The sequence below is a fragment of the Acinetobacter sp. CY79 genome (assembly GCF_059515845.1).
The window spans coordinates 1-15,036 of the sequence record NZ_JCAKMY010000047.1 but is presented as its reverse complement, the minus strand read 5'-3'; the positions used below and the strand labels follow the sequence as shown (position 1 = coordinate 15,036).

General features: G+C 35.1%; 16 protein-coding genes and 1 pseudogene. 4 read left to right on the top strand and 13 right to left on the bottom strand.

The genetic code is table 11. The annotated features are described in order from the left end of the window. Positions 1-49 precede the first annotated feature (49 nt). The 3 genes from AC5YCE_RS14690 to AC5YCE_RS14680 form a co-directional block, all read right to left on the bottom strand. Positions 50-1,375 carry an ISNCY family transposase gene (locus AC5YCE_RS14690; protein WP_496172362.1) on the bottom strand — a complete coding sequence of 442 codons (1,326 nt, stop codon included), beginning with the start codon at positions 1,373-1,375 and terminating at the stop codon, positions 50-52. A gap of 566 nt (positions 1,376-1,941) precedes the next feature. After that, positions 1,942-3,321, bottom strand: a complete 1,380-nt coding sequence (locus AC5YCE_RS14685; protein WP_496172534.1) for a hypothetical protein — start codon at positions 3,319-3,321, stop codon at positions 1,942-1,944. An 8-nt stretch (positions 3,322-3,329) separates the two neighbouring features. Further along, complete coding sequence (locus AC5YCE_RS14680; protein WP_496172533.1) at positions 3,330-3,695, bottom strand: hypothetical protein; 366 nt, start codon at positions 3,693-3,695, stop codon at positions 3,330-3,332. Positions 3,696-3,782: 87 nt separating this feature from the next. On the opposite strand from AC5YCE_RS14680, the gene AC5YCE_RS14675 reads away from it, so the two are divergent. After that, the gene (locus tag AC5YCE_RS14675) at positions 3,783-4,469 is read left to right on the top strand and encodes a hypothetical protein (protein WP_496172532.1); all 687 of its coding nucleotides are present in this window, start codon (positions 3,783-3,785) and stop codon (positions 4,467-4,469) included. A gap of 255 nt (positions 4,470-4,724) precedes the next feature. On the opposite strand, the gene AC5YCE_RS14670 is transcribed toward AC5YCE_RS14675, so the two are convergent. The 6 genes from AC5YCE_RS14670 to AC5YCE_RS14645 form a co-directional block, all read right to left on the bottom strand. Continuing rightward, positions 4,725-5,207 (bottom strand): hypothetical protein, encoded by a 483-nt coding sequence (locus AC5YCE_RS14670; protein ID WP_496172531.1) that lies wholly within the window; start codon positions 5,205-5,207, stop codon positions 4,725-4,727. Between the two features lie 340 nt (positions 5,208-5,547). Next, positions 5,548-5,820 (bottom strand): NadS family protein, encoded by a 273-nt coding sequence (gene nadS / locus AC5YCE_RS14665; RefSeq protein ID WP_496172530.1) that lies wholly within the window; start codon positions 5,818-5,820, stop codon positions 5,548-5,550. Beyond that, on the bottom strand, positions 5,813-6,133 hold the full coding sequence (locus tag AC5YCE_RS14660) for a type II toxin-antitoxin system RelE/ParE family toxin (protein ID WP_496172529.1): 321 nt from the start codon (positions 6,131-6,133) through the stop codon (positions 5,813-5,815). Before AC5YCE_RS14660 ends, nadS begins: the two co-directional genes overlap by 8 nt. 160 nt (positions 6,134-6,293) lie before the next feature. Continuing rightward, a complete protein-coding gene (locus tag AC5YCE_RS14655) occupies positions 6,294-7,541 on the bottom strand; it encodes an HNH endonuclease (RefSeq protein WP_496172528.1) in 1,248 nt (415 codons plus the stop codon). A gap of 2 nt (positions 7,542-7,543) precedes the next feature. After that, positions 7,544-8,467 (bottom strand): DNA cytosine methyltransferase, encoded by a 924-nt coding sequence (locus AC5YCE_RS14650; RefSeq protein WP_496172527.1) that lies wholly within the window; start codon positions 8,465-8,467, stop codon positions 7,544-7,546. Between the two features lie 4 nt (positions 8,468-8,471). Further along, entirely contained in the window at positions 8,472-9,452 is a 981-nt protein-coding gene (locus tag AC5YCE_RS14645) for a DNA cytosine methyltransferase (protein ID WP_496172526.1), read from the bottom strand. 90 nt (positions 9,453-9,542) lie between these two features. On the opposite strand from AC5YCE_RS14645, the gene AC5YCE_RS14640 reads away from it, so the two are divergent. Next, positions 9,543-9,824, top strand: a complete 282-nt coding sequence (locus AC5YCE_RS14640) for a hypothetical protein (RefSeq protein WP_496172525.1) — start codon at positions 9,543-9,545, stop codon at positions 9,822-9,824. Positions 9,825-9,991: 167 nt separating this feature from the next. Here the strand turns inward: AC5YCE_RS14640 and AC5YCE_RS14635 are convergent, their stop codons facing one another. The 3 genes from AC5YCE_RS14635 to AC5YCE_RS14625 form a co-directional block, all read right to left on the bottom strand. Further along, entirely contained in the window at positions 9,992-10,570 is a 579-nt protein-coding gene (locus AC5YCE_RS14635) for a plasmid replication DNA-binding protein (RefSeq protein ID WP_496172524.1), read from the bottom strand. A gap of 68 nt (positions 10,571-10,638) precedes the next feature. After that, positions 10,639-11,574, bottom strand: coding sequence for a replication initiation protein RepM (repM, locus tag AC5YCE_RS14630; protein WP_496172523.1), 936 nt, complete (start codon positions 11,572-11,574; stop codon positions 10,639-10,641). Between the two features lie 497 nt (positions 11,575-12,071). Beyond that, positions 12,072-12,443 (bottom strand): hypothetical protein, encoded by a 372-nt coding sequence (locus AC5YCE_RS14625; RefSeq protein ID WP_496172522.1) that lies wholly within the window; start codon positions 12,441-12,443, stop codon positions 12,072-12,074. 283 nt (positions 12,444-12,726) lie between these two features. Between AC5YCE_RS14625 and AC5YCE_RS14620 the strand changes: the two genes are divergently transcribed. Both AC5YCE_RS14620 and AC5YCE_RS14615 read left to right on the top strand, forming a co-directional pair. Then, entirely contained in the window at positions 12,727-14,256 is a 1,530-nt protein-coding gene (locus AC5YCE_RS14620) for a MobA/MobL family protein (protein WP_496172521.1), read from the top strand. Between the two features lie 161 nt (positions 14,257-14,417). Beyond that, entirely contained in the window at positions 14,418-14,612 is a 195-nt protein-coding gene (locus AC5YCE_RS14615; protein ID WP_496172520.1) for a hypothetical protein, read from the top strand. A gap of 81 nt (positions 14,613-14,693) precedes the next feature. Here AC5YCE_RS14615 and AC5YCE_RS14610 read toward each other — a convergent pair. Then, positions 14,694-15,036: pseudogene (locus AC5YCE_RS14610) on the bottom strand (ISNCY family transposase); the annotation flags it as partial.

Genomic DNA, 15,036 nt, shown 5'->3' with positions numbered 1-15,036 from the left:
TGTTATTCCCAAGTAGAAATGTCCTACCTAATAACCAAATAGAAATGTCCTATATGGACATTTCCAAGTCAAGCACAGGATTCAGATTTCGTTGTTGAACTGCTGTTTTCTGTGCTCGTCTACGTGGCATCTTTTGTGAACGATTGCGTTTGTTTTGTTGTTCCAGTTGTTCATGCTGTTGTTGAATATGTGCCAGCACAGAACCCAAACGTTTATTCTCAACAATCTCTCGCTGATTCAGCTGACTTAATTTATCGAAGAGGCTGTAATTGATCTTTCGACCATCATGCATGAGGGCTACAGTACCATCCGGGTATTCCAGGAACTCAAGATACTTACCGATCAATCTTTGATTTTCTTCGCTGTTTTCCAAGATATATACGCATTTATCATAAGTAATCGTCAAGCTGTTGGTGACCCTGCGGGGTTCACGCCAGGTAAAAACATCATCTAATTCTTCGGCTGTTTCAGTGATAGTCCGGTGCAGATCCTTGGGATTAAAGGCCATCTTGGCAAATTTACGATTAAATTGCTCAATAAAGCACGGCAGCCACTTATTGGCATCTGCAATCGAACTGATGCCTTCCAGACGCATCTCTTTGATCAGACGGTCCTGAAGCGTTCTATTGGCGCGTTCTACACGGCCTTTGGCTTGAGGGGAGTTAGCGAAAATGATATCGATATTGAGAGTGCTCAGAACACGTCCAAACTGGGTAATCTTGGTGTCTTTCTTGCTGCTTTGATTCACCCTAAAAACTGAATGTTTGTCACTGTAAAATGCCAATGGCTTACCATGCTGTTCGATATATAAACGTGTCGAAATCATATAGTCAAAGGCTGACTCTGACGCACAGAAGCGTAAATGCTGCAATTTTCCTGTGGCATCATCGATGAATACTAGCAGACAGCATTTAGGTGCTCGACCTTCAAACCAATCATGGTGTGAGCCATCAATTTGGATCAATTCACCATAACAATCTCGGTTATAACGAGGCTGATATGGGCGTTTCAGGCGCTTGCAGCGAGGAATCCATAAATCGGCTGCAATCATCCAGGAACGCAGGGTTTCTACTGAAAGATCGAATCCATGCACGGTGGTGAGCTTTTCATGCGCTAAAGTGGGTCCGAAACCATAAAGTTGATCTGAAACAATATTGAGGCACTTAAGTCTGAGTTCTTCAGGAAGTTTGGAATTGCTGATTTGGCCACGACCGGCATGGGCTAATGCAGCGGGACCTTGAGCTTTGTATTTCTGCAGTAAGCGTCTGATCTGACGTTCTGAGATATGAAGTAGCTGAGCAGCCTGGGATTGAGTTATGCGTTGATCACAGATTTCCTGCAAGACCGACAATCGTTTAAGTTCTTTATCCGACATAGACACCAACATATCAAACCGTCCGCTAAGGAAATTGCAAAAATGCATATTCTAAAAGCGGACATTTTTACTTTGGAGAAACCGGACATTTCTATTTTGGGCTTACAATTATATTTCGCATAAGGTGTATTATGTTAATTATAAATTTTCTTATATTTCAAAATAATATGATCCTGTTATCAAACACATGAATAAAATGCCACAAATGAAAGCTGAATATTGTAAAGCAAAGAAAAATGGAAATTCATTTAAAAGTCGTTTTAAGTTTTTTTCGTCCATGTTCATAAAGAAATCTTTTTGATAGAGTTTCTTAAACTTAAAAAAATTTTTCAAACTTAACAACTCTTTCCAAAAGGTTGTAGGAATAAAACTAATATATATAAAATCAAAGAGTTCCAGAGGGGATTTATATCTATTTTTATCATTAAAAACGATTATACAAATTTGATTCAAATTTTTATTTATATAAAAATATAGAATAAAATATAATAAAAAAAATCCAATAAGAAATAAAAAAGCAAATATACCCATAGGCATTTTTTGTATTAATAAAAGTATTGTATCCATTATTTTTTAACCGCAATATCATATATATTACCGGCAACAGCACCACTCATGTCACCAAATGCTTTAGATGCGAGAGCACCAGAAACAGCAACGACTCCTAGAACTACTAGTCCTGCGCCTCCAGTTGCTACCCCAACAACTATTGCACTTACAACGACACCTGCACCGAAACCACCAGCTATTTTCGCTGTTTCTACTACAGTTGTTTTAGCTCGATCTTCAGGATTAGCCTCTGCTATTTCAAAACCTGCTTTTAGTACATCTGATGCAATAGCAAGATAGCCAACTAATTTTAATTGTTTACTAAATTTACCAATCTCTACCATTTTCTTTGAATATTCTTTTATCCCACCTTTGTAATTTTTGTCTCTTGATGGTGCAGATTGACTGAGTATTCTACGCATATTGTCCGTTTTAATTGATTGATCATATCTCAAAAATTTTTGCGTTGATTCACTTTGTATTTGAGTATACAAATGAGAGTATTTCTTTTTGAAAAGATTGAAATTCTTTGGATTTCCATAAGTCGAACCTTTAGCCCTTTCCTCTGCTAGTTTCTCTGCTAATTGTCCATGGGCTCTATATATTCGATGAGCATTACCTTCCAGTAAAGTTACTGTCGCATCAACTGCTATCTTTTGCTCTAGAAAACTTTCTTTTTCTTTAAACTTAATGGTTAAATGATCATCGTTTTCTAAAATATCCTTGTTTACTATTTTTGCATTTTTATTTGTGATTGCATCGTAAAAAAACTCATAATTTTGAGCGAAGAATTCAGCATCAAAATCTCTATCTTTTTGCATTTCGGTCAATGTTTTCTGCGCTTGTTGTGCGTATTTTTTATATTCTGGTAACTCTTTAGCAGTCTTAGTATTTGACAAGATGATAACTTGTCCAGGCTGTAAAACTCCCATAGACACTAGGTTTGGAAGATGAGCGTTATTTGTCTTAAGAATATCCCACTCTGAGCGAGATAACGGTTTTTTAAATATACGTTGAGTCCACGCGAATACTGTTTCGGATTTTTTAATTAAATACCATGCTACCTCTCCATCATCTATTTGAATCTTTTTGATATTTTCTTTAGTTTTTTTTGTTATTTCAGAAGTTGTTTTAAGTTTATAAACACTTTGAGTTTTTTTATTAGGGTATGCTTGTGCTGAAATCGTTTGTAAGACTGTTCCTCTCAAATAAATAATATAAGCGAGACTAGTATTTAAGTTGTTAATTTCATACCAAATTGTTAAACCATTTTCATCGAAACGCCCTTCGAAATTAGTTGTTTTCTTTGTTATTTTATTTTTGACAACAAATTTGTAAGTTATATCTTTTAATTTTAAAGGTGCTTGTACTGTAAGTTTTAAGCGACTGTAATGCATATCTAAACCTATTCTTCGTCAGTTTCTTCTTCTTCTGCTGCTTCAATTTCATTCATCATCACTCTAGTCATGAGTGTTTGAGCGGAAGGTGATGTTTTTAATTTCATTAAGCCATCTTTATTAGTAACCCCTTGCTGAATATTTCCCTCGTCATCCATAAGAATATAAGGCTTGTTTGCAATAGCTTGATTTTCTTTATTTTGAACTAAGTATTGTAAAATATATGGATTCTCTACATCAGGAATGATCGGTAATTGAGTAGTTATAGTAGCTCCACCTTTAAAAAGATGCTGCCCAGCTTTAGCCTCAAACTTCCCTGGCGTAATGAATGTAATTCCATTTTTATTGATAATAATTTGAGAACCACCAGCCATAACTTACCTATATTTATAAAATTTAAAAATTAAGCACAAAGTTGGCTTAATATAAATACCTATTAATTCAATGTTTCTAACTTAAATATGACTTTCATTATAGCCATTCAACTGAATGATAGCATTGTTGTTGCTGCAGATAATAAGGAAGTAGTTTTAAAGGCAGAAGAAATAGGCCATTTTAACCAACGGCATACATTCAAACTGAATGCTTGGGACAATGGGATCATCACTGGTACGGGTGAAAGCTTTGTGATTAGTCGATCTATGGAACTATTTAAGAAGTTAGCTCATTCAGATATTGATAAATTACCTCAATGTTTAGAAATATCAAGGCAAATAAGAGAGCTAGAAATAGGTGCAGGGTACTTTCAGGTTGAGAATACTAAGCTGCTATGTTCTAGGTATAGCAAACGTGGTGCTAAGCTTTATAAAATCGAACGAATCGATAATGATAAAAGCTATACCATGATCGCTATAGAACCTATGGATATTACCGTGTGGATGTTTAATCCCAATGTTGAGATGATTACAGCAGATTTAAAGAAATTATATGTAAATTTAAGGGATTACGAATCTTTTAGCAGCCAAACTGAATGGATCAATTACTATATCAACCATTTAGCCCCGATGTACCAAAAACAAAGCCAAGTCGATTCACTGATGAGTCAAAGCTTTGATATTTTTTTTCAAACCGAAGATGAGTATGTCTTTGGTCATATTCCGAATACCCAAAATGGATCCTTAGAGATACAGGAAATTTCCACTAAATAGTCTGTCATTTAACATAATGGGTGTTATGCGAAATGAAATAAAAATAATTATTTAAAAACAACAATTTAACCGTTTTACATAATCTCAAAACAGCTCAAAAAGCCGGCTTCGACACATGTCGGCTGCTTTTTGATCGAATCTGATATCTTCTGCCAATCATTTTGGTTAAAAAATAACCAATTTTGAGATTTTTCGAACTTTATCAATTGTCACACAACCGAAATAATCCACAATTTTTGCGGACAACTCTTGGGATTAATTGCCCATTAACCAGGTACTGATTTTCTTCGCTGACCAATACGGAGAAAGCCCATTATTTAAATAACAGGTTGGCTCAATAAAGTATCGCCCACCATAATAGGCACTACCTTTTCTGAGTTCTCTCAGCGCATGAGGTGTGATTTCCAGTTTTTCACAAATGTCTCTAATCGACAATAGAGCATCATTTTGAATATTAAAGTCCAAATCTGGTGAGATCGCCCGAATAAATTCACCTTTCATATTTCGCTCAATATTCTGTGTCCGGATCCAATCATTAATTTCATTACTTAACCAACGTGGTCCTTTACGACCATAGAGGTAAGTAAATACTTTCGGGAACCCATTTTTAGCATGTCCATCCATTGTCATAGCTTCGGTATTCCAACGGCTTATCGTTCTTATGGATACGCGTAATTTTTGGCTCAATGTCTGAATGGAAATTAGAGAGTTTTTATCAGTTAAATCAAGCATCGTCATTTTATTTCATCTTCAATTTTTTATAAATATAGCTTATTTATGTCCTCTACGTTATTACTGTATGACCTATAAAAAATATCGTTTGACTCATACGTCCTTATTGTATGTCTTATTCATCTCAAATTTGTACGCTAATACGTACATAAATTTAGGGCATTGGCGAATAGGCAGATCTACGGCAATTTCTTATCATGGACTTATAGCGAACAAGATGTTCCAGATAACAATAAGAAAAGACAGCAACGGATAGTGCAACGATCAGACAGGAGTCAGATCACAAGCTTCAAATACGAAAAAGCCCGACAGGATGTCGGGCTTTTTTATTATTTGTTGTTTAGTTTTAAATCACGCTTGGATGAGCATCTAAAATGCGAATTAGCGTCGCTGCTGGTCCAGTTGGATAGCGACGACCTTGTTCCCAGTTCTGTAGCGTTCTTGCGCTGATATGGAGACGTGCTGCAAATTCAACTTGGCTTAACCCTGTCTTTTCACGTACTTCTTTAATATCGGGTAATTCAAGCTCCGTTGTTCGGCTAGCTTGGATCTCTTTACGTTTAATTGCGCCTGCTTCTTTGATTGAAGAGACCAGGTCATCAAATAAGGTATTATCCATGAAATTGCTCCTTCACGAGTTGGCGCAGAATTGTAGTTTCCTTATCCGTTAGTGTATCTTTCACCGATTTAGGATAAGCAATGAGGAAAAAGATCTGATCATCCTCTGTAACCCAATAATAGATCACACGAATACCACCACTTTTTCCCTTATTTCCTTGAGCGCATCGTACTTTACGAATGCCACCGCCATTCTTTACCAAATCACCTTTATCAGGCTGTACCAATAGATCTTGCTGTAGCTGACGATACTCTTCATCAGTGACAAGATCCTTGATCTGCTTGGTAAAAATACTGGTTTCTATAAATAACATGAATTAAAGTACGTCAATGGCGTACATTAATCTTAGCATTTTTAAAAGAAGAAAACTAGAACGGTAGCATCTCGTTTCGCATAAGAGATTTTATGTTAAATATTGGATTAGACCCTAAGAATGTATTTTAGGGTCTAACTTTTAACTTACATTCTGAATATTACATATCGTATGTATTTCTAATCCTAATATGATTTATATCGATATGAGACGGTAGAGAAATAATTTTTGGTAAGCTTTTTGAGTAGTAAGGGTCAGCTGCGAGTTGGTCTGAAATTTTTATTGAACCATCTTCCAAAATTTTTATATCTCCGATGTCATATAGGATATGTAAATCAGATCTTAAAATTATTCCATTATTGATACTATCGCTTCCATGATTTTTTACAGGAATAATATGACAAGCCTGAAGCACATTAGGTGCTTTTACCCCTGATAAAATACAAGTTGGTTGAACACTCAATAATTCTTTTCTGAATTTTTGCTGTTGTGGTCTAGATAGTACTGAAACAGTTTTTCTCTCTCTCTTTTGGAAGAATGTTTGAGAAAGTGTTGGGTTGGCTTTAGGGGCTGTTATACTTGGCAGAGGTGTTCCGAGGATATTACTAATAATAGTTAATGAACTTTCATCTGCAAAGAAAACCCCCCTTTTAACTTCATCTAAAATCTCATAGTTTCTTAAGAAAATTAAGAACTCTTTTGCACACCTATGTTCATTCACAGCTCGATCTAGATACCAATCAGCGCCTGAGATTTTATTATTTCTAAACTGTAATAATGCTGCAGCAATATCTTTAGACGGATATTTGTTACCCAACATAGGAATAATCAATTTTAATAATTCCGCATTGGAGATATATGCCTCAGAAAGATTGTAAGTTGATAATTCTAAAATAATTTTCAGCAACTCTTCTAAAGGCTTTATCTCTAGATTATGGGCTTTCCAAACAGCAAATGCTTTGAGTTCTTCGTCTCTTTTTTTCCCTTTTTTCTCTTCAATAAGATAAGGATTGGGTAAAGTTAATGTTTTAATTAAATATGAGGCATAATCAAATTTAGTAATTTTATTATTTACATAAGCTTTCGCTAAATCCGATGTTTTGATTCCTTTGCGTGTATTAATAAGAAGACCTGACATTCGCCAATATTGACTAGAATTACGGAAAATATTTCGTTCCCTTGTTCTAGCCATTGTTACTCTACCAAGCTCCTCAGATAGATCTTTTTGTATTGCTTGTAGTTCATTAAAAACTTCTTCTGAACTTGGTTTTTTCCCTTCATTGTTTACTAAGGCTTTCAAGCAACCAAAGTAGATTGAAGGTTTATTCAAGTTTTCTGTTGGTGTAAGAGTTGCCCATCTCCAAATATATTCAGGAAAAGGACATCCCAAGGAAAGTTTAGCAGCCATATCTACTTAGTTTTCAATAACATTTGACCAAGAACATATCCTAATTTAGGTGGAACTGCATTAGCAATTTGTCTATAAGCTGAAGTTTTAGTACCCATAAAGATAAATGTATCTGGAAAAGATTGAACGGCTGCAGTTTCACGAACGGTCATTCTTCTTTTATTATTTGGATGATGTAATACCACGACCCCGCCTTTTTCATCTCCTCTACCTGTAATGGTTGGAGAAGGCTGATTAGGATCTATTAATCTATGACCTAAGTGACCATTAAATTTGAGTTTAAAGTTGGAATATTGATGATTAGGGACATTATTATCTAGGTCAGGGTCAGGATAATGAGACAATGCTTCGCCTACAGTAACCCACGGTAATAAATAAATATCTCTTTTTTCTGAATGTGTTTTTTCTGGTGGGAAAACAAGATCATTAGGAATATCTTTTCTGATACCTAAAATAATTACTCGCATTCTTTTTTGAGGTACACCGTAGTCCGCACAATTAAGTAGACTATAGCTAACATTGTAGTTTAATTCATTGAAATCACTTACAATTTGTTCTATCACTTTGCCTTTATCAAGCGATAAAATTCCTCTTACATTTTCCGCTATAAAATATTTAGGTTTTTTATCTCTTATGATTCTAATCATCTCTAAATAAAGTTTGTTGCGAGGATCATCAGCTTTTCTTTTCATATTGGCTTGAGAAAATCCCTGGCAAGGAAACCCTCCAACAACAACATCACAATCAGGAATATCTTCAGAAGATATTTTTGATATATCTTCTAAGATGATATGGTCACCAATATTTTTCCTATAAGTCTCAACTGCATCAGCATATAAATCATTAGCCCAAATAATATCTAGACCTGCTTGCTTTAGCCCAAGATCTAGACCACCTGCTCCAGAAAAAAGAGATACAACTTTCATTTATTTATTCCTGACAGAGACTTCTAGCAATTGTTTCAGCAAATAATACAGGTACAGCATTTCCAACTTGGCGATAGCACGAGGTCATACTTCCAAAAAATTCAAAATCTATAGGGAATGTTTGGATCAAAGCAGATTCTCGAATTGACATTCTTCGGTGATTGTTAGGATGCTGTATGGCACATACTCCTCCTTTACCATTGCCTCTAGCTAAAATTGTTGGAGATGGTTTATTTGGATCAGTTTGACGATGGCCTGTAAAATTTCTGTTGGTAACTTTGTATTGAGAATAAATATGATTTTTTAGATTCTGAGTATCTTCTTCAGGATCCTTAATATCTTTAAGTGCTTCTGAAATAGAGATCCAATGTTTTAACCCTAAAGGATTTTTCTTAGTTGGAGAGATGTGAGTTGGAAGAGGGAAAGTATACGGATGATCTATATCATTACGAATACCGATAATAATTACCCTGAATCGCGTTTGAGGCACGCCATAATCAGCAGTATTAAAGAGTTGGTACTGTATCTGGTAGCCAGCATTCTGAAAATCATCAATAATTTTTTTGATTGCATTTCCATTATCAAGAGATAAGATTCCTCTTACATTTTCAGCTACAAAGTATTTAGGTTTTTTGTCAGTTACTATGCGTAGAAACTCTAAATATAATTGGTTTCTGTCATCATCATTAGATCTTTTTAGATTTGCCTGCGAAAATCCCTGGCAAGGAAAACCTCCAATAACAACATCACAGTCAGGTATTGAATCACTAGAAATACTTGAGATATTGCCATGAACTATATGCTCACCAATGTTATAAGCATACGTTTTACAAGCATCTTCATCGAAATCATTAGCCCAAATAACTTCAAATCCAGCCTTCATGAAACCTAAGTCAAGACCGCCTGCGCCGGAAAATAGTGAAACAACTTTCATTTTTTCGAATTTAGTAAAAATTTGCGTTAGTTTAAATGAAAAATCTAGCATATAAGCCTTACATGGTTATTTATTCTAGGAACTGACTTCATAAGATCAAAAAGTAAGCCATATGTGATTTACGTACTAAGGCAATTCTGTATGCTTAGAGCAGTCTTCCATATGTTGAATGAGAGTTGTGTGCGTTCCGATAGCTTCTATAGTAAAGAAAGAGAAAGAGATATATTAGCGGCTTACAGCTTGTACGTAGACTATGGCCATACTCAAGAAAATATTGGAAAAGTTTTAAATTGTTCTAAGGCTTCTGTCAGTAATTGGGTTAAGGAAATAAAACAGTCTTTATATAAAAAATCTGTGAGAGATGATTTAAAAGATATTAAAGATTATGTATTTGAATTGAACATGAAAATTAAGGAATTCTAAAATTAACATAATACACCTTATGCGAAATGCTTGATCAATAGCCTATATTTTTCAAATATTTAGCCTAAGAAAAAAAGCCCATTCATCGCCGATTGGGCTTTTTCTATGATTATTACCGTTCCATGGTTATTCTTTGATCATTGTTTCACAACTTTGTGTAGCTGTATTTAACCATTCGGCAGGAAGAATCGACTCAGAAAGCCACGTTTTCTAGGCTCAGGTTCAGCACGATCTGGAACTGTAATACGTGGGTTTTCTTGGGATTTAGTAGTAGTCAATCCGTCATCTTTAGCATCAAAATCTTTGTGAAATGCGGATATGGTTTCTTCGTCATTTTTTTCTTTTGCAAGCGATGTGTTTTCAGAGCTGCTTGGGTCGATAGATGTAGGCTTATGAGCTTTTGGTGCTTCTAATAAGCGTTGCATAGCTTCAATTTGGTTATCTTTAACAGCTAATTGTTCTCTTTGGAAAACTTCCCGATCATAAGCAAGATCTAATTGTTTTTTTAACATGTCTACTTGTTGTTTTAACATGTCTACTTCTGTCTCCTTATGTACCGAAGTAGACTGTAACGTAGTTACATTTTTATTTTTTACAGATGGTTCACCGAATACACGGATGGCTTCTGATAGATCTATCTTTCCATCACTGTTTTTAGATAAATCTCCTTTATTTATACGCTTATAGATGCTTTGTCTGTTCATTCCATAAAGTTCAGCTAGCTCTATAACAGATAATGCTTTCATCTTGTAACCTAACTAAAAAGATTTATGCCAGTTGACATTATTGAAACATGTAACGTTACATCAAACATTTAACGGTAGCCAACTTTTTTTAAAAAAGGATAAAGCTCATCAAACTTATCCTTGTCTTGTAACATTTCGGAAATTCGTATAGCAAATTGAGCATAGCTTTCAGTTCCCTGAGAATATTTACTCATTTCTGGAAGTTCGGCGAGCTTGTTTGAAAATAAGTGTCTTTGAGCGTCATTCATTTTTGAAAAAAGATCTCCAATATTTGGATCTCTAGTATTTTTTGATTGTTTATTAGTTAATTTTTTTTGTTTGAAAGAAAAGGAAAAACCAAATATAGAACGTCCCTCTTTATGCTGTTCTACTTTTACGATGATGTCAGTATGTTCATTAATTTGATTAATCGCAGATTCTAGAACTCGCCTTTTAAACGTATCTATCCGTGGGTAGTCGTCTGAGCCCAAACCTAATTTTGAACGGAAGTCTGCTATTTCAAATACAGGAGTCTTTCCTATTTCTCTCCATGCTATTAATAACTCGTAAAGGCGAATTGCATATTTACCAGTTAATTGAGTTACTTGCTTCAGTTGATAACTAGTAAATTGCTTTTCTAGGCGTGTAATCAACGGTACAACATCCATTGTAAAAGTTACTTCTAAGATTGCTGCATCATCAATATAAGCAATATTTTGAACCCATCGTGAGATAACTTTTTTAGATTTACCTGTCTTATCATCAATAGTTTGGTAACTAAACTGTCTACCAAACAAATTGGTAACAGCTGTTTTTAATGCTTTATAAGCTGCATGTTTGCTGACATTAAATCGATCCATATAATCATTAGCATGAATACGTAATCTTGTATTCGCATCAATTCCTGTCTTTGTCTCTCGTGCTTGTAATATGGCAAGTAATATTAGCCTTTGTTCAACTGTATCTAGGTTATAGCTAGCATTAATTAAAGCATTATCTTTGACCACTAACTCATTTCTAGGCATTTACTACACCATTATGTTATTTGGTGTTATTACACCATTATTAAACTATGGTGTAAATAGGTGACTTTTTGGTGTGATATAGGTGACTTTTTGGTGTGATATAGGTGACTTTTTGGTGTGATATATTGTTTCTATCCATTGTTATATAAGGCTTTCATTATGTCTAAAAGCATTAAAAATAATTAAAAATAATTAAAAACCCTAGTTTTAAAAATTGCCCTATGTTTTCGCTACGCTCAAACTCTATTGAACTTCGCTTTCGCTCAGTTCGAAGGGGCAATTTTTTGTTTTATACCGTCTCAAATTTAATAAAAAGCAAAAGCAATATTGAATTCGCTTTGCTCATTTTTTTTTACGAGCAAAAACATCAACACTTCGGTCGTAGACACTCGCTAATTACTATCTGTAGTAATTCAAAATCAAAAGCTGTTTTTCAGAAGGGGAATAAGCGAATTTTGTTAGTTCACTCGTAGACACTCGTTCTGCAAGAGATTCTATTATTTAGATTTCTTTAAAATCTTTTGATCACTTGAAAGGGGTTCAAAGCCAAAAAGTTTTCTATCCCTATCTCTTACCAATGTTTTTTCTAACAGTGAAAAAATTGGGGCATATTTGTTTGGATCTTCAGTCATCTTCGCAAGATAAATTGAGCCAACGATGATTTTTCTTGAGGTGTTGTCCCGTTCTTCTTTCGAGCGTTGTACTGTTTTTGACTTCTGGTCAATCAAATTTTGCCAATTTTGCTTTTGTCTTTTTTGTTCTTCAGCAGTGAATTTTTTTTCTGAAGCCAAGTTTTTTAGCTTTGAAACTTCAGCATCAATTTTTTGAGTTGTCTCAAAAATCATTTGATCAATTTCTTGTGTGTTCATAAAAAAATTCCGATGTCGCTTTGTAATTCTTATACATCGAGAAGCAAAAAAAGCACGAGTCTATGTCGCCAAAATTGAAAAATTGCGGTTTTGGTGACATACGCTGCGTCAATTTTCAAAACTTCATCATAATTCGCAATGAAGTGCCCCCTGCTTAAGGGCGCACTTATGCAAACACTTCGTTGTTTGCCGTGCGACCCCCATTTCATCGGGGGTACAGCGGTTTTCAACCGCCAAAAAATTTCATTTTTTGAAAATCAAAAGCATTCGTGGGGAGGTGAAAATGGCAATTTATCATTGTAGTGTTAAGACTATTTCGCGAGGAAAAGGTCAGGCAGTGCTAGCAAGTCTTGCTTACAGAATTGGTCGAAACTTGACGTGCGAACGCTACGGAAAAACTTTTAAGTACGAGAATCGGCAGAACTCAATTGAGCACGTGGATCTGTTTCTTCCTAGAGATACAACAGACCTCACTTTTTATAATCATGAAAACCTCTGGAACAAGGTTGAAGCACGAGAAACAAAGTCGAACTCACAATTGGCTCGCGAAATTGTGGTCGCAATTCCGCATGAGCTTAATGAAATTGAGCGGATTCTACTTGTTCAAAAACAATGCCAATGGCTTGTTGAAAAATACAATGTCGGTGTCAGTGTTGCACTGCATAAACCGAATGATATTGAACAAAAAAATTATCATGCACATATCATGTTTACGACCCGAAGCCTACAAAACAATGAGTTTGGCGACAAGATTGTATTCAAAAAAGAGCAAGTTAAAGAACTGAGAAAATTTTGGGAAGTGCTTGCAAATAAAGCGCTTGAGCAATACGGCACAAGTATTGATTGTCGCTCTCATAACGACGCACAAAATCTCAAAATACCAACTCGGCACGAAGGCTATTTTTTAAAAAGTCTCAGTGAAGAACAGCGAGAAGAATTCGATATTGTTCAACATAACAGGCGAGCAAAACAGCAACATAAACAACTTGAGCAAATTGAAAATAGACTTAAGCAAGTTCATGAAATCTTTAATGACAATATAGTTAAAACAAAGACTTTTGATGAACAAATTGCTATTTCTGAAAAGTTGATTCATGAACTGCAGTTGAAAAAGTCAGAGCTTGAAGAACAGAAGAAACAGCAAATTGAGCTTGAATCTGTCGAGACCCGGAGAGCTGCGCCTGCGGCCAGAGCTCCCCAGGTCGAACACTGGGGACATGTGGCGGATGTTGATCGGCTTAGAGAAATCACTCGATTTAATCATGAGCTTTTACCAACTTTTCAAGCGATCCGAGATTTTGCGAGCTATGACGTGACACAGCATTTGAAATCAAAAACTGTAAAATATGGAATTCCAGCATTTGAGCAAGATTATCGCTTTAATGTTCCTGTTTATGATGTTGCTCAAGCGTCCAAATTTGCGCTTACAGACGATTTTTTGAAAAACTATATACAATACTGTGAGAGCGTCTTGAATGCTGTTACAGCGCATTACAGTGAAAAAGAGACAGCTTTTAATGAGTCATTTAGCTTAAACACTCCGAAGCATGCACTTGAATGGCTTACTAAACAAAATGAACTTTCAGACAGTCGACTGAATGAGATTTTAGAGCCGATTTCTGCTTTTTCGTTGAAGTCTGAAAATGCAGTTTTCATGACTCAACTTGATCAAATAAAACAAATTCAAGATCAATTAAATCAATCATTTAAACTTGCTGAAACGCATGTTCAAAAAGCACAGAATGATTCTTCTGAACATCAAAAAAGGGATGGAGTGAAAATAGATGTATCACGAAATTATTTTGATTTTTAATCACGATATTACATTTTTTTTAGCTCAAAATTAGCCAGTGGCTTACGGATTTATGCTAAAAAAAATGTAATACATTTTTTGATCAAAAGTCAGATATTTTCATATAGACTGCTATTATGTTAACTTAATCTAAAATATTAATACGACATAACCAATAAATTATGCAAGAAGATCAAAGTTCCTCTGATAGTGAAATTGAAAAAGTTTATTTAACAATTTCAGCTGCAACTCACACTCAAAAAGAAAAAAATACTCATATTGAATGTTTAGAGGCTCTTACCGCTGTTATTCCAATGGTTCGTGTGATTACAGATAAAGATCGTACAGCATTTCTTGAGGACGATGGGGGCTATTAGAAATTTTTAACGATGGGGGACATCTCATGTTATTCACCAATTAAAATGTCTATGCGATAAACCATTTAAAATGTCCTGTTTTTAACGACAAGAGTCAAGCACAGGATTCAACTTTCTTTGTTCAATACCGGCTTTCTGAGCTTTACGACTTGGCATACTTTTGTTTGTTCTTGAACGTTTATTCTGTTTTTCCAATGCTTCATGCTGCTGTTGAATATGCGCTAGAACTGAACCTAAACGTTTATTTTCAACAATCTCATTTTGCTGTAGCCCAGCCAATTTATTGAAGATGCTGTAGTTGAGCTTTCGTCCTTGATGCATGAGGGCCACAGTCCCATCCGGATACTCTAGAAATGAAATATATTGCCCAACTAATTTCTGGTTTAATTCAGTCGGTTCAAGCATATAAATACATTTGTCATAG

Excerpts from the sequence above, each read along its gene's own strand:
- AC5YCE_RS14620 (WP_496172521.1), top strand. The coding sequence starts at position 12,727 with ATGGCAATTTATCATTGTAGTGTTAAGACTATTTCGCGAGGAAAAGGT.
- AC5YCE_RS14645 (WP_496172526.1), bottom strand. The coding sequence starts at position 9,452 with ATGCTAGATTTTTCATTTAAACTAACGCAAATTTTTACTAAATTCGAA.
- nadS (WP_496172530.1), bottom strand. The coding sequence starts at position 5,820 with ATGGATAATACCTTATTTGATGACCTGGTCTCTTCAATCAAAGAAGCA.
- AC5YCE_RS14675 (WP_496172532.1), top strand. The coding sequence starts at position 3,783 with ATGACTTTCATTATAGCCATTCAACTGAATGATAGCATTGTTGTTGCT.
- AC5YCE_RS14625 (WP_496172522.1), bottom strand. The coding sequence starts at position 12,443 with ATGAACACACAAGAAATTGATCAAATGATTTTTGAGACAACTCAAAAA.
- AC5YCE_RS14680 (WP_496172533.1), bottom strand. The coding sequence starts at position 3,695 with ATGGCTGGTGGTTCTCAAATTATTATCAATAAAAATGGAATTACATTC.
- AC5YCE_RS14670 (WP_496172531.1), bottom strand. The coding sequence starts at position 5,207 with ATGACGATGCTTGATTTAACTGATAAAAACTCTCTAATTTCCATTCAG.
- AC5YCE_RS14690 (WP_496172362.1), bottom strand. The coding sequence starts at position 1,375 with ATGTCGGATAAAGAACTTAAACGATTGTCGGTCTTGCAGGAAATCTGT.
- AC5YCE_RS14640 (WP_496172525.1), top strand. The coding sequence starts at position 9,543 with ATGCTTAGAGCAGTCTTCCATATGTTGAATGAGAGTTGTGTGCGTTCC.
- repM (WP_496172523.1), bottom strand. The coding sequence starts at position 11,574 with ATGCCTAGAAATGAGTTAGTGGTCAAAGATAATGCTTTAATTAATGCT.
- AC5YCE_RS14655 (WP_496172528.1), bottom strand. The coding sequence starts at position 7,541 with ATGGCTGCTAAACTTTCCTTGGGATGTCCTTTTCCTGAATATATTTGG.
- AC5YCE_RS14615 (WP_496172520.1), top strand. The coding sequence starts at position 14,418 with ATGCAAGAAGATCAAAGTTCCTCTGATAGTGAAATTGAAAAAGTTTAT.
- AC5YCE_RS14650 (WP_496172527.1), bottom strand. The coding sequence starts at position 8,467 with ATGAAAGTTGTATCTCTTTTTTCTGGAGCAGGTGGTCTAGATCTTGGG.
- AC5YCE_RS14685 (WP_496172534.1), bottom strand. The coding sequence starts at position 3,321 with ATGCATTACAGTCGCTTAAAACTTACAGTACAAGCACCTTTAAAATTA.
- AC5YCE_RS14635 (WP_496172524.1), bottom strand. The coding sequence starts at position 10,570 with ATGAAAGCATTATCTGTTATAGAGCTAGCTGAACTTTATGGAATGAAC.
- AC5YCE_RS14660 (WP_496172529.1), bottom strand. The coding sequence starts at position 6,133 with ATGTTATTTATAGAAACCAGTATTTTTACCAAGCAGATCAAGGATCTT.